14 protein-coding genes are annotated in these 13,921 nt (G+C 70.5%); 2 read left to right on the forward strand and 12 right to left on the reverse strand.

The window, feature by feature from the left end:
* Positions 1-80: 80 nt before the first annotated feature.
* On the reverse strand, positions 81-1,160 hold the full coding sequence (locus H4N58_RS10240; RefSeq protein ID WP_167250936.1) for an epoxide hydrolase family protein: 1,080 nt from the start codon (positions 1,158-1,160) through the stop codon (positions 81-83).
* Between the two features lie 56 nt (positions 1,161-1,216).
* Between H4N58_RS10240 and H4N58_RS10245 the strand changes: the two genes are divergently transcribed.
* The gene (locus H4N58_RS10245; protein ID WP_167002746.1) at positions 1,217-1,681 is read left to right on the forward strand and encodes a MarR family winged helix-turn-helix transcriptional regulator; all 465 of its coding nucleotides are present in this window, start codon (positions 1,217-1,219) and stop codon (positions 1,679-1,681) included.
* 10 nt (positions 1,682-1,691) lie between these two features.
* On the opposite strand, the gene H4N58_RS10250 is transcribed toward H4N58_RS10245, so the two are convergent.
* From H4N58_RS10250 to H4N58_RS10285, 8 genes are all read right to left on the reverse strand, one after another.
* Entirely contained in the window at positions 1,692-2,144 is a 453-nt protein-coding gene (locus H4N58_RS10250) for an FxsA family protein (protein ID WP_167002748.1), read from the reverse strand.
* Between the two features lie 39 nt (positions 2,145-2,183).
* Positions 2,184-2,927 (reverse strand): polyprenol monophosphomannose synthase, encoded by a 744-nt coding sequence (locus H4N58_RS10255; RefSeq protein WP_208322325.1) that lies wholly within the window; start codon positions 2,925-2,927, stop codon positions 2,184-2,186.
* Entirely contained in the window at positions 2,924-4,402 is a 1,479-nt protein-coding gene (gene lnt, locus H4N58_RS10260; RefSeq protein ID WP_182397084.1) for an apolipoprotein N-acyltransferase, read from the reverse strand. Before lnt ends, H4N58_RS10255 begins: the two co-directional genes overlap by 4 nt.
* A 258-nt stretch (positions 4,403-4,660) precedes the next feature.
* Positions 4,661-6,214 carry an amidohydrolase gene (locus tag H4N58_RS10265; RefSeq protein ID WP_167002754.1) on the reverse strand — a complete coding sequence of 518 codons (1,554 nt, stop codon included), beginning with the start codon at positions 6,212-6,214 and terminating at the stop codon, positions 4,661-4,663.
* Positions 6,214-6,813 (reverse strand): GNAT family N-acetyltransferase, encoded by a 600-nt coding sequence (locus tag H4N58_RS10270; protein WP_167002756.1) that lies wholly within the window; start codon positions 6,811-6,813, stop codon positions 6,214-6,216. Before H4N58_RS10270 ends, H4N58_RS10265 begins: the two co-directional genes overlap by 1 nt.
* Positions 6,814-6,819: 6 nt before the next feature.
* On the reverse strand, positions 6,820-7,260 hold the full coding sequence (locus H4N58_RS10275; RefSeq protein WP_208322326.1) for an Lrp/AsnC family transcriptional regulator: 441 nt from the start codon (positions 7,258-7,260) through the stop codon (positions 6,820-6,822).
* A gap of 74 nt (positions 7,261-7,334) precedes the next feature.
* Positions 7,335-8,441 carry a Xaa-Pro peptidase family protein gene (locus H4N58_RS10280; RefSeq protein ID WP_167250932.1) on the reverse strand — a complete coding sequence of 369 codons (1,107 nt, stop codon included), beginning with the start codon at positions 8,439-8,441 and terminating at the stop codon, positions 7,335-7,337.
* A gap of 34 nt (positions 8,442-8,475) precedes the next feature.
* A complete protein-coding gene (locus H4N58_RS10285; protein ID WP_167002760.1) occupies positions 8,476-9,402 on the reverse strand; it encodes a 5'-3' exonuclease in 927 nt (308 codons plus the stop codon).
* 162 nt (positions 9,403-9,564) lie between these two features.
* Between H4N58_RS10285 and H4N58_RS10290 the strand changes: the two genes are divergently transcribed.
* Positions 9,565-9,864: a thiamine-binding protein gene (locus tag H4N58_RS10290; RefSeq protein WP_167002762.1), complete on the forward strand. Its 300-nt coding sequence runs from the start codon at positions 9,565-9,567 to the stop codon at positions 9,862-9,864.
* 71 nt (positions 9,865-9,935) lie between these two features.
* Here the strand turns inward: H4N58_RS10290 and H4N58_RS10295 are convergent, their stop codons facing one another.
* The 3 genes from H4N58_RS10295 to tatA all read right to left on the reverse strand — a co-directional run bounded on the left by H4N58_RS10295 (position 9,936) and on the right by tatA (position 13,900).
* Positions 9,936-12,686, reverse strand: coding sequence for an RNA helicase (locus H4N58_RS10295; RefSeq protein WP_167250930.1), 2,751 nt, complete (start codon positions 12,684-12,686; stop codon positions 9,936-9,938).
* Positions 12,687-12,695: 9 nt separating this feature from the next.
* Positions 12,696-13,559 carry a twin-arginine translocase subunit TatC gene (gene tatC, locus H4N58_RS10300; RefSeq protein WP_167251142.1) on the reverse strand — a complete coding sequence of 288 codons (864 nt, stop codon included), beginning with the start codon at positions 13,557-13,559 and terminating at the stop codon, positions 12,696-12,698.
* A gap of 65 nt (positions 13,560-13,624) precedes the next feature.
* The gene (gene tatA / locus H4N58_RS10305) at positions 13,625-13,900 is read right to left on the reverse strand and encodes a Sec-independent protein translocase subunit TatA (RefSeq protein ID WP_167250928.1); all 276 of its coding nucleotides are present in this window, start codon (positions 13,898-13,900) and stop codon (positions 13,625-13,627) included.
* Positions 13,901-13,921 lie beyond the last annotated feature (21 nt).

Raw genomic sequence — 13,921 nt, forward strand, 5'->3', positions numbered from 1 at the left:
GGAACCTGTTCGAGATCCCCTGATCGCCTGGGTCGTACCGTCCCCCCGTGGTACGGCCCAGGCTTCTCTTTGCCCGCGCGTCACTGCGCGCGCACTCGCGAGAAGAACTCCCGGACGTCCTCGGCGAGCAGCTCGGGCACCTCCATCGCAGCGAAATGACCGCCGCTCTCGAACTCCGACCAGTGCCAGATGTCGTACAGCCGTTCGGCCAGCGGTCGCACCGACTGCGTGATGTCGTGGGCGAACACGGCCACGCCGAGCGGGACCGGGCACGGCGCGGCCTGTCGCGCGGTGTCTCGGTGCAGTCGTGCCGAGGAGGCCGCGGTCGCGGTCAGCCAGTACAGCGAGATGTTGGTGAGCATCCGCTCGTCGCTGACCGGCGAGCCGGGGTCCGTCCACTGCGCGAAGCGCTCGGCGATCCAGGCCAGCTGGGCGACCGGCGAGTCCGTCAGCGCATAGCCGATCGTCTGCGGAGTGAGCGCCTGCAAGGCCTGGTAAGGCGGGCGTGCCGCCATCAGCTGTCGAACCTTGTCCAGCCGGGCCTCGTCGGTTGCTGACAGCTCGACGTCCGGATCCGGTCGGGTCGGCAGGTAGTTCACGTGCACACCGACCACCTGCTCGGGGGCGACCGCGCCGAGCGCCATCGAGATGCCGGCCCCGAAGTCGCCCCCCTGCGCGCCGTAGCGGTCGTAGCCGAGACGGCGCATCAGCTCGGCCCAGGCTCGCGCCACCCGGGCGGCGTCCCAGCCCCGCTCGTGGGTGGGACCGGAGAAGCCGTAGCCCGGGATGGAGGGGATCACCAGGTGGAAGTCGCGCGACAGCGGCTCGATCACGTCGAGAAACTCCAGGAACGAGCCGGGCCACCCGTGGGTGAGGATCAGCGCGAGCGCGTCCGGGTCGGCAGACCGTACGTGGACGAAGTGGATGTTCTGACTCTCGATCTCCGTGGTGAACTGCGGGAGCTCGTTGAGCGCGGCCTCGTGCGTACGCCAGTCGTAGCCGGTGCGCCAGAGCCCGGCCAGCTCCTTGAGCCGCGCCAGCGGGAACCCGTAGTCCCACCCGGCGTCGGCGACCTCGTTGGGCCAGCGCGTACGAGCGAGCCGGTCGTTCAGGTCGTCGAGGTCGGCCTGGGGGACGTCGATGCAGTACGGAGTGATCATGGATCCCAACCTACCCAATCGTTAGTCGCCCTAACGATCTGATTTAGACTCGCTCCATGGAGGATTCATCCCCGGAGAGGCCTGCGACGTGGAGGAGCCTGCCGAGCTGGCTGCTCTCCCAGACTGCGCACCATGCGCACCGGCTGCTGGCTGACGCGTTCTCGTCCGTCGGTGCCCGCGGCTACCACTACCGTGTGCTGGCGACGCTGGACGAGTTCGGCGCGGCCAGCCAGGCGACGCTGGGCCGCCGCACCGGCATCCACTTCAGCGACATGGTCGCCACCATCACCGAGCTCGCCGACGACGGGATGGTCGAGCGCGCGCCCGACCCCTCGGATCGACGACGCAACGTCATCTCGCTGACCAGCTCTGGAGCACGACAGCTACGGCGCCTCGAGACGCAGCTGGCCGACACCCAGGAAGCGCTGCTCGCTCCGCTGTCACCGGATGAACGTGTGCGCTTCACGGCGCTTCTCGGCACGCTGCTGGACCACCACGACCGGCACGCACCGAGGGACTGAGCCGCGGGCGTCAGTCGTCGACGACCTCGCCCTGGACGACGGTGGGCGAGGTCGCATGCCCGCTCGTACGGCGCTGGAACTGCTCGCTCACGACCCACGTGCCCTGACGCTCGGCCCAGCGACGGCTGCGCGTGCGCACCGCCTTGCGGACCGGCGGGAGCAGCAGCAGCGCGCCCGCGACCGCCGTGAGGTAACCAGGCACCGCGAACAGGAAGCCCACGAGCATCGTCAGACCGCGGCCGCTGCCTCCCTCGGGCGGAACGCCGTCGCGAGCGGCCAGACGCAGGTCCTGCCAGCCTCGGCGTCCGGTCTCGCGGATCACGACGATGCCCACGAGCGACAGCGCCATGAGCGAGATGATGGTGGCTCCGACGCCGATCCAGCTGCTCACCGCGACGGCGAGCGCGATCTCGATGACGGGCAGCAGCAAGAACGTCGCCGCGACTCCTCGACGTACCGTCATGTCCTCATCCCCTCCTCGCCCGCGACCTCGACCGCAGGTTCAGGCGTCCTGCTTCGAGCGTACGCGGCGCAGCCAATCTGTCCGGTCGCGCGCACCCCACGCCGTGATCCGCCAGAGCGCTTCGCGGACGATCGCGCCGTCCATCTTGGACTCACCGGCGACCCGCTCGACGAACGTGATCGGGACCTCGCGCACGTCGAACCCGCCGCGCACGGCCCGTCGCGCCAGATCCACCTGGAAGCAGTAGCCCTGTGAGGCGACTCCCCCGTCGAGGATCTCCCGCAGCGCGTCGGCCCGGAAGGCTCGATAGCCGCCCGTTGCGTCACGCAGGGGCAACCCCAAGGCCAGCCGCGTGTAGAGGTTGCCCCCGCGCGACAGCACCTCCCGGCGTACGGGCCAGTTGACGACGTCGCCGCCCGGCACCCACCGCGACCCGAGCACCAGATCGGCGCCGGCCTCGACGACGTCGAGCAGGCGGTAGAGCTCCTCGGGCTGGTGCGAGCCGTCCGCATCCATCTCCACCAGGATCTCGTACCCCCGCTCGAGACCCCAGGCGAAGCCGGCGAGGTACGCGGCGCCGAGGCCGTTCTTGGCCGTGCGGTGGAGGACCTGGACCTGCGGGTCGTCGGCGGCGATCTTGTCGGCGAGCTCGCCCGTACCGTCGGGCGACCCGTCGTCGACGACGAGCACGTCCACGTCGGGGGTGGCCTTGCGGACGCGTCCGACGAGCGGGACGACGTTGTCGGCCTCGTTGTACGTCGGGACGATCACGAGAGTCTTCACCGGCGTCGCACCTTCCGCCGCAGCATCCCCACGGCCAGGACAGCGCCGACCACGAGGAGCGAGGCACGCTCGATCCACACGCCGAACCGTGTCCCCGTGGTGACCGAGGTCGCGACCTGGACCTCTTCGGAGAGGTACGCCGGCTCTTGCTCCGGCGCCGTCGCCTGCACGCTACCGTCCGGACCGATCACTCCGCTGATCCCGTTCGTCGACGGCACGGCCACGTATCGGCCGGACTCGATCGCCCGCAGGCGCGAGATCTGCCACTGCTGCTCCGGCTGCGGCGTGCCGGTGAACGTCGCGTTGTTGGTCTGCACGACGAGCATCTCCGCACCGTCGAGGACCGCGTCGCGGACGAGGCTGTCGAACACGACGTCGAAGCACGTCATCGTCCCGACCACGCCGTCGCCGATCCGCACCGCGCCCGACTCGTCGCCGGAGAGCATGTCGCGCGGGACCTCCTCCGCGAGCAGCGGCACGAGCCACTCCGAGAAGCCCCGCATCGGCACGTACTCGCCCCAGGGCACGAGGTGCTGCTTGACGTACTGGTCACCGGGCCCGGTCTCCGGGTCCCAGACGACGGAGGCGTTGTACGCGGTGCCGTCGCTGGGGCCGTCAAGGATGGCGCCGACGAGGATCGGCGCGCCGACATCGCGTGCGGCGCCGGCGATCATCTCGCCCGCGGCCACGTCCGTGATCGGGTCGATGTCAGAGGCGTTCTCGGGCCACAGCACCATGTCGGGCTGCGGCAGCTCGCCCGCGTGCACCCGCGCCGCATACTGCGAGGTCACGCGCACGTGGTTTTCGAGGACCTCGCGCTGCTCGCCGTACCACTGCGCGCCGGTGCCGGGGACGTCTCCCTGGATGACGGCGATCTGGAGCGAGCGCCCCTCCCCCGCGAGTCCGACGGGCAGCACCGCTCCCAGCGCGAACACCGCGGCGATCGAGACCGCACCGACGACGAGGCGGCGTACGCGGCCCGCGCCGGCGCTGCGGCGCGTGAAGGCCCACACGACGAGCGCGGCCGTGAGGAACACCGCGCCCGACAGCACAGAAACGCCGAGCCACCGCGCCAGCGGGGCGAGCGGGGTGTCGACGGCGGCGAAGGCCAGCCGCCCCCACGGGAACCCGCCGAACGGCAGGAGGCTGCGCAGCATCTCGGCGGCCATCCACGCGAGCGCGCCAAGCAGCGGCCACGCGCGGTGGCGTACGAGGACGGCGAACACCGCGCCGAACCCCGCGTAGAACAGTCCCTCGAACGCGGCCAGCGCGACATAGGCGCCCGGCACGTCGAAGACCAGGACCCAGTTGAGCAGCACGAGCAGGAAGGACGTACCGAAGACCCATCCGAGCCAGGCGCCGAGAGCCGGGGTCGCCCCGCGAAGGGCCACAACGAAGAGGACGAGACCGGGCCACACGAGCCAGGCCTGCTCGAGGGGCGCGAAGCCGCAGGAGACGATCAGCCCCGCGACCACGGCTGAACTGGTCCGTCGGAGCCAGGTCCGGTCGAGGGAAGAGAAGACGTGCGGCACGGCACCACGCTACCGAACGGCCGTCGCTGCCCGACCGGGAGAGCCCGAGAACGTGATCCGCCAGAGGCCTGACACCCTTCGGACCAGCTCGCGCTGTTGTCTAGTGGGCGCCAGGGCCTCTGGCGTTGGGCCTCTCCCCGTGATACTCGCCGGCATCCGAGAGGCGATCTCGTACGACAGTGCCGAACCTCGGCGCTGCTGTCAACCGTCAAGCCTACTGGAGGTGATCGCGTCATACGCGACACGGCCCGCGACGACTGTGCGTACGCACCGTGCTTCGCCTGCGAGCGCAGCCTCCAGCGGATCCGCCTCGGGCGGCACCTCCCAGAACGCAAGATGGGCAGGCGCCCCGACGTCGAGCGTGCCCGCTCCGTCGATGCGGGCGGCGTGCCAACCGCCGACAGTGTGCGCATGGAGCGCGGCGGGCACCGAGAGTCCGCGACCGCCCGAGCGTGGCTGCGTCGCCGCGCTGATCGCACTCCACGGCGCGAAGGGCGTGACTGGTGCATCGGACCCGAACGCCATCGGGACCCCGATCGCCGCCATCGCCGCGAACGGGTTCATCCGCCGAGCCCGGTCACGTCCGACTCGGGCTGCGTACATGCCGTCGTCACCGCCCCATGCGGCGTCGAACGCAGGCTGGACGCTGGCAGTGACCCCGAGCTGCGCGAGGAGCTCCAGATGGGCTCCTGAGGGCATCTCGAGGTGCTCTACGCGGTGCCGTGCCGAGCGGAGGCTGTCGGTGCCCAGGATGTCGCGCGCCTGCCGCAGCCCGGCGACCAGCGCCTCGCTCCCCCGGTCGCCGATCACGTGGAAGCCTGCCTGCAGGCCCCCGCGGGTGCAGGCGACGACGTGGGCGCAGACGGCGTCGGCGTCGAGGTAGAGGTGGCCGCTCGTTGTCGGGTCGTCGTCGTACGGCGCGTGCAGCGCCGCCGTATGAGAGCCGAGTGAGCCGTCGACGTTCAGGTCGCCGGCGAGGCCTGTCACGCCGTGCTCGCGCGCGGCTTCGAAGGCGCCGGCCTCACCCCAGTACGTGACCACGTGCGGGAGCACACGCTCGGCGCTGAGCGCGCGGATGCTCGCCAGGTCGTCCAGCGGGACGATGTGAGGCGCGGCCTGCTCATGGACCGAGACGATGCCGGCGGCCGCCGCGGCCCGAAGTGCCGTCGCGATCGACGCCTTGCGGTCCCCGAGATCGGGAACCGTCTCGAGGTAGCCGCGTACGAGGTGGTGGGCGTCGCGCTCGATCCTGCCGTCGCCCTGCCATCCGTCGAGGCCGCGGAGCGCAGGCACCCGAGTCACGAGCGCTGCTGACACGACGGCTGAGTGTGCGTCGACGCGCGCGAGATAGACCGCGCGCCCCTCCGCGGCGCGGTCGAGGTCCGCCCCGGTCAGCGACCCGTCGTGCCAGTCGCTGTCGTCCCAGCCGTGCCCGTGGACGACCAGGTCGTCGACGCGTGAGACGTGGGCGGCGAGCCGCTGCAGCGCCTCCACACGCGACCGCGAGCCGGCGAGGTCGAGGCCCCGCATCGCATGGCCGGTCATCTCCAGGTGCACGTGCGCGTCGACGAAGCCGGGAGTCACCAGGACCCCCGGCATCATCACGACCTCGTCGGCACCGTCGGCCCACGCCGCGGATTCCGCATCGGGCCCGACCCAGGCGAGCGCGCCGTCCTCGACGGCGAGCGCAACCAGGTGCGGGAGACCTCCGACCCGCAGACCACGATGGAGCACCCGCCCGGGAGTCGCCGACATCACCGCACCTCGGAGGCACCGGGCCCGGTCGGAGTGTCGCCGTGCAGGGTCAGGTCGTGCTCGTCGGGGCGCAGGTCCAGCCAGAAGTAGACGTTGTCCCAGCGCTGGTCGCCGATCGCCACGAAGTCGGGGATGCGGCCGTACTCGCGAAAGCCCAGCCGCTCGTACAGCGCCATCGCCGCGTGGTTGTTGCCGCGTACGTCGAGCGTCAGGATCTCGATGCCGGCCTTGCGTGCGTAGTCGATCAGCTCGGTGACGAGCCGCTGGCCGAGCCCGCCCCCGCGCGCGTCGGACGAGACGGCGACGCGGCCGATGTCGGCGTGCGGCTGCTCGGTTTCGCCGATCCGGCGAGACCAGTAGGCGAAGCCGACGACCCGTCCCTCGGGGTCCTCGGCCACCGCCAGGCAGGCGTCGTCGAGGTCGCTCTCGTGGACGAGATCACCGAGAAGGTCGCCGACGTCGGACCGGCTCGGTGGCTCGAGCCAGCCGAGTGCTGCCCCCTCCTCCACCAGTCGCGTGATGAGTGCGTGCAGCGAGTCGAGCAGCTCTGGCTCGGGCTCGACGACACGTCGAACGGTGTAGGTGGCCACATCGGCCATGCAGGGTCAGCCTCCGATCGGGCGGTTCTCGTACGGGGTCGAGAGGACGATGGTCGTCCGTGTCGAGACGTTCGCGGCCGCCCGGATCTCCGCGAGCAACGTCTCTAGGTCACTTGTGGTGCCGACCCGCACCATGAGCACGTAGCTCTCCTCGCCAGCCACCGAGTAGCAGGACTCGATCGCGTCGAGGTGACGCAGTCGCTCTGGCGAGTCGTCAGGCTGGCTCGGATCGATCGGCCGGATCGAGATGAATGCCGTCAGCGCGAGGCCGACCGCGTCGTGGTCGAGCCGTGCCTGGTAGCCGGTGATGACACCCCGCGCCTCCAGGCGCTTGACACGCTGGTGGACCGCGCTCGTGGACAGTCCCGTGGCGCGGCCAAGGTCGGTGAAAGACATCCGGCCGTCGACAGACAGCAGCCGGACGATCTGCGCGTCGGTCTCCTCCACGCTGGACAGGATATACACGTCGCCCTCCGGCCGAGGGGCCCGCTCACCTACAGAGATGGACGAAACAGAGATGCTCAGTCGATCACGACGAGGTCGCGAGACGTCAGGTTGAGGCGCTCGAGACCGTCGTCGGTGGTGACCACGATGTCTTCGATGCGTGCGCCGTACTTGCCTTCGAGGTAGATGCCCGGCTCGATCGAGAACGCCATCCCCGGCTCGAGGACGAGGTCGTTGCCCGTCACGATGTAGGGCTCCTCGTGCGTCTCCAGACCGATCCCGTGCCCTGTCCGGTGGAGGAACGCCTTGCCGAACCCCGCGGCGTCGATGAGGTCGCGCCCGACCGTATCGACGGACCCGGCAGTGACGCCCGGCCGTGCGTGCGCGCATTGCGCCTCCTGGGCGCGCTGGAGCACCTCGTAGAAGGCGACGAGCTCGGCCGGTGCCGTCCCACCCGCGACGTATGTGCGGGTCGAGTCCGAGCAGTAACCCGACGGCATCGTGCCGCCGATGTCGATGACGACCGGGGCACCGGCCTCGATCACGCGGTCGCTGACCTCGGCGTGCGGCGACGCGCCGTTCGGGCCCGAACCGACGATGACGAAGTCGACCGACTCGTGACCCTCGGCGAGGATCGCCTCGGCGAGGTCGCGGCCGACCTCGCGCTCGGTACGCCCAGGACGCAGCCACTCCCCTACACGGCTGTGGACCCGGTCGATCGCCGCACCGGCCTCGCGCAGCGCGTCGACCTCGGTGGCCGTCTTGCGCAGCCGCAGCCCGCGCAGCACCGGGCTGGCCAGCACCTGCTCGGCACCGGGGAGGGCGGAGCGGAACGCGAACACCCGCTCGGCCCACATGTGATCGTCGACTGCGACACGGCGCGCCCCCTCGAGCGGCGCGGCCGCTGCCGCGAATGGGTCCTCGGTCTCGCCCCATCCGTGCAGGACGATGTCGTGGCTGTCCACGCCGGCCTCCAGCGCCATCGCCAGCTCCAGGCGGGGCAGCACGAGCACCGGATCGCCCTCGACCGGAAGGACGAGGCAGGTGAGCCGCTCGAGGGGCATCGCCGCGAATCCGGTGAGGTAGCGGAGGTCCGCTCCCGGGGTCACGAGGAGGGCGTCGACGCCGGCCTCAGCGGCGGCCGTACGGGCGGCATCGAGCCGGCGGGTGATGTCGGTGCTCATGACGTCGACACTACCCGCGCCGTCGCGGGCGCAGTCAGGGTGCTGTGAGAGCGGCGACCGCGCGTTCGGCAGGCCGGCCGAGGCCCCACGCCTCGGCGAGCTCGGCCATCTCACGGACCTGTTCGGTCGAGACCGGACGGAGGGTCAGGTCGACGTCGAGCGGTAGGTCGCGGGCGACCTCGACGACGCGGGGAGCGACCGCGAGGTAGTCGGCCGCGGCGAGCAGGTTGGTCCGGGCGCGGGGTGCGACCTTGGCATGACGATCGGCCGCGGCGGCAAGGATGCCGTCGAGATCCCCGTACGAGGTGAGCAGCGAGGCGGCGGTCTTCTCGCCGATCCCCGCCACCCCCGGCAGGCCGTCGGACGGGTCGCCGCGCAGCACCGCGAAGTCGGCGTACTGCGTCGGCTCGATGCCATACCGGTCGTGGATCCACCCGGCGTCGACATACTCGAGCTTGCTCATGCCCTTCGCCGGATAGAGCACGCGGACGCCGCGGGCGTCGTCGACGAGCTGGAAGAGGTCACGGTCGCCGGTGACGATGTCGACCGGACCGTCCCACGTGGTGGCGAGCGTGCCGATCACGTCGTCGGCCTCGTAGCCGTCAGCACCCACAATCGGGATGCCGAGGATCTGCAGCGCACGGGCGATGACCGGGACCTGGACGTCGAGCAGGCCGGGCGTCTCCTCGACGTCGGGGCCGGTCTCGGTCACCTGCTCGACCCGGTGCTCCTTGTACGACGGGATCAGCTCGACCCGCCAGGCCGGACGCCAGTCGTTGTCCCAGCAGGCTGCCATCGCGGCCGGCCGGGTGGTGTCGACGAGCGTGGCCACGAAGTCGAGCATCCCGCGGACGGCGTTGACGGGCGTGCCGTCGGGCGCCTTGAGGCTGTCCGGCATCCCGAAGAACGCGCGGAAGTAGAGCGAGGCGGAGTCGAGCAGCAGCAGCTTCTGTCCGGGCATACCCGCACGGTAACGGCCGGAGGTGACACCCCGCTCACGCCGCGGGTCCCTCTCCGACGCTCCCGGGTCCCTCTCCGACGCTCCCGGGTCGGTCTCTGCGCGCCCCGGGTCCCTCTCCGACGCTCCCGGGTCACCATCTGGCACGCCTCGTACGCTGAGACGATGATCGCAGCGTTCAGCATCAGCCCCTCGACCGCCGACGACACCGGCGGGGTCGCCGAGGCAGTCGCGCGCGCCGTCGAAGTGGTCCGCGAAAGCGGATTGCCGCACGAGACAAACGCCATGTTCACCAACGTCGAGGGTGACTGGGACGACGTCATGGACGTCGTGAAGCGTGCCGTCGAAGCGGTCGCCGCAGTCTCGCCCCGCGTCTCGCTCGTCCTCAAGGCGGATATCCGTCCGGGGCACACGGGTCAGCTCGCCGCCAAGGTGCAGCGGATCGAAGAGATCCTCGGAGACTGACCCGGCGCCGGCAGCCAGTGACCCGCGGGCGTCACGCGGTGACCCGGCGCCGGCAGCCAGTGACCCGCGGGCTATTCGGAGACGGAGGTGTACGAGACGACGCCGCGGCGCAGGAGGTCGGCGGCGGCGCGTGCCTTCGACCGCAGCCCCTTGTCCGTCGCCGCGGCCGCGACCTGCTCGATCACGTCGAGCAGCTGCTTGACCGCCCGTACGAAGTCGCCCGCGGCGATGTCGTTGGTCTCCAGCACCTCGTCGAGGTCATGGCCCGAGGCCCACTGCCACGCCGTCCACGCGAAGCCGAAGTCGGGCCGCCGCAGGAACGACAGCCGGTGCGAGCGCTCGACCTGCTCCAGCTCGGCCCACGTACGGCTCATCTCGTCGGCCACGATCGCCGACCGCCCCCGCGGGAACTGCGGAGGACCGTCGCCCTCGGGATTGCGTGACTCGTACGTCAGTCCGCTCAGCACCGCGGCGAGCTCGGCGGGCTCCAGCTCGTCCCACGTCCCGCGGCGCAGGCACTCCCCCGCGAGCAGGTCGAGCTCGGAGTAGAGCCGCTGCAGCCGCTGGCCGTCGGGCGTGACGGTGTCGCCGTCGAGGTAGCCGAGCTCGTCCAGCACCTCGCACACCCGGTCGAACTGGCGGGCGACGGTGTTGGTGCGCTGCTCGATGCGGCGCCGCTGGTTGCTCGTGTCGCGCTCCAGCCGGAACCAGCGCTCGGCCCAGCGTGCGTGCTCCTCGCGGTCGGGGCACTGGTGGCACGGGTGGTTCTTGAGCTCCGTGCGCAGCTCGTCGATCTGCGGGTCGTGGACCGGCGCGCCCTTGCTCCGGCGCGAGTTCGGGAGGTCGAGGTCACGGGTCTTGTATCGCAGCGTCGACGAGAGGTCGCGGCGCTGCTGGGGGTTGCGGGCGTTGAACGACTTTGGCACCCGGATCCGCGTCGTGGCCTCGATCGGCGTCGGGAAGTCGACGAGACCGAGGCGCCGCGCGTGCCGGTCGGCGGTGAGCACGAACGGGCGCGGTGCGCTGCGGTCCTGGCTGGTTCCCGGATCGAGGATGACCGCCCAGCCGGCCCAGCGACCTGCGGGCACGGCGATGACGTCGCCCGGCCGCAGACGTGAGAGCGAGGCCGCGACGTCGTCGGCGTGCGCAGAGCGACGCTTGCGGGACGCGGCCTGCTCGAGATCCTTCACGCGCCGGCGCAGCGACGCGTACTCCATGAAGTCGCCCTGCGAGCACGCCGCCGCCTCCGCGTACCCGGCGAGCGCCTCGTCGGCCTTGTGCACCTGCCGCGCGAGGCCGACGACCTGACGGTCGGCCTGGAACTGCGCGAACGACTGCTCCAGCATCTGGCGTGCCGTCGCGCGGCCGACCTGGTGGACGAGGTTGACGGCCATGTTGTACGAGGGGTGGAACGACGACCGGAGCGGATACGTACGGGTCGACGCGAGGCCCGCGACGTGCTTCGGGTCGAGGCCTGGCTGCCAGAGGACGACGCCGTGTCCTTCGACGTCGATGCCACGACGTCCGGCCCGGCCGGTGAGCTGGGTGTACTCCCCTGCGGTGACCTCGGCGTGCGTCTCGCCGTTCCACTTCGTGAGCTTCTCGATGACGACCGAGCGCGCCGGCATGTTGATCCCGAGGGCCAGCGTCTCGGTCGCGAACACCGCCTTGACGAGCCCCGCGCTGAACAGGTGCTCGACGATCTCCTTGAACGTCGGGAGCATCCCCGCGTGGTGCGCCGCGACGCCACGGGCAAGCCCCTCGACGAACGCCGGGTAGCCGAGGACGCCGAGGTCGGCGCTCGGCAGCGACGCCGTCGCCTCCTCCACGTACGCCCGGATCTCGCGCTCCTCTGCGGGAGTCGTCAGCCGCAGGTGGGACGCGAGGCACTGCTCGACCGCGGCCTGGCACCCTGCACGGCTGAAGATGAACGTGATCGCCGGCAGCAGCCCGGCCGCGTCGAGCCGGTCGAGGACCTCGACCCTGTTGGGCGTGAAGTGGCGCGAGCGATGGCGGTGGGCCCCGTACGACTGCCCGCGCTTGCCGCGCTTGCCTGGGCCGCCACCCGCGCGTCCGACCTGGCGCATGCGCCACTCGTCGCGAGCGATGCGCTCGAGCTCGCCGTTGACCCGCCCGCCGGCGGCGGGATCCTCCTCGAACAGGTCGTACAGGCGCCTGCCGACGAGGACGTGCTGATAGAGCGGCACCGGGCGGCGCTCGGAGACGACGGTGACGGTGTCGCCGCGGACCTCCGAGAGCCAGTCGCCGAACTCCTCGGCATTGGAGACGGTCGCCGAGAGCGAGACCACCTGCACCGACTCCGGCAGGTGGATGATGACCTCCTCCCAGACCGCGCCGCGGAACCGGTCGGCGAGGTAGTGGACCTCGTCCATCACCACGTAGCCCAGGCCCGCGAGCGTGCGGGACCCCGCGTACAGCATGTTGCGCAGCACCTCGGTCGTCATGATGACGATCGGCGCCTCGCCGTTGATCGTGTTGTCACCGGTCAGGAGCCCGACGCGGTCGGCGCCGTAGCGCTCCGCGAGATCGTGGAACTTCTGGTTGGACAACGCCTTGATCGGCGTCGTGTAGAAGCACTTGCGCCCGGTCGCGAGCGCGAGGTGGACGGCGAACTCACCGACGAGGGTCTTGCCGGAGCCCGTCGGCGCGGCGACGAGCACGCCGTGCCCCGCCTCCAGCGCCTCGCACGACTCGATCTGGAAGTCGTCGAGGCTGAAGTCGTAGAGTCCGGCGAACTCGGCGAGGAGAGGATTGGCCTGCGCGGCCCGGAACTGGGAATAGCGCTCCGCCGGTGAGGTCATGCCTCCAGCCTACGGGGCCGGGCGCGAGCCACCCGTCTCGTCGTCGTCCAGGTCGCTCGGTCTGTCGTCGTCGAGGTTGCGTTCGACGACGATCTCCGACATCGCGTCATCCGAGACTGCCAAGCCCTCGGCTGCGGCGCGCTTGGCACGTCGACGGTCGACGAGATGCGCGATCACCTCGGCGATGAGGAACAGCAGCGTCATCGGCAGCGCCAGCACGACCATCGTCAACGGGTCCGTCGATGGTGTCGCGAGCGCGGCAAAGACGAAGGTCCCGACGATGATCCATGCGCGTGATCGGGCGAGCTGCGCGCCCGACACCGCACCCATCGCACTGAGGAGCACGACGAACAGCGGGATCTCAAACGCCACCGAGAACACCAGCAGGATGCGGAGCACGAAGGCCAGGTAGTCCGGGAGCGCGTTGAAGTTCGAGGCGAAGTCGGGCGTGAAGCCCATCAGGAGCTCGATGCCCTTGGGGAGCACCAGGTAGCCAGTGATGAACCCGATGATGAACAGCGGGCCGGCGATCGCGCAGAAGAGGATCGTCCAACGGCGCTCGTTGCGGTGCATCGCAGGAACGATGAAGGCCCAGATCTGGTAGAGCCAGATCGGGCTCGACACGACAAGCCCCGCGACCAGGGAGATCTTGAGCGCGAAGGTGAACGGATCGGCGATGCCGGAGAACGTCAACGCCTCGTTGATGTCCTGGCCGTTCTCCTCCAGCGTCTCGACGGCCTGGAAGTACGGAACGGTCAGAAAGTCGAGCAGCTGGTCGTAGAAGAATGCCGCGAGGATCGTGCCGGCGACGATCGCCAGCACCGCCCTGAGGAGGCGGTCACGAAGCTCCCGCAGGTGCGCGGCCAGCGGCATCGTGCCATCTGGGGAGTCGGCCGGGTTCGGCCGCTTCCCTCGGGAGATGAGCGCCACGAGTCAGGTCAGGGCGTGTCGGTGTGCTTGTCGTACGCCGTCGGCCGGGTCGGCTGGACCACGTCGGACGGCAGCGTGGCGGGCTTCTCCTCGACGGCCTTCACCGTCGTGGCAGTCGTCTTGTCGTCCTCGTCGTCGTCGATGAGCCCCTTGGTCTCCGACTTGAAGATCCGCAGGGCACGGCCCGACCCCCGAGCGAGCTCGGGGAGCTTCTTCGCACCGAACAGCAGGACCAGGACAGCCAGGATGAGAACGATCTCCATCGGGCCGATCTGCTTGAACATAGTGACCTCAGTTTCTCAGTG

Origin of the sequence: Mumia sp. ZJ1417 (assembly GCF_014127285.1) — a bacterium.
Classification (GTDB): Bacteria; Actinomycetota; Actinomycetes; order Propionibacteriales; family Nocardioidaceae; genus Mumia.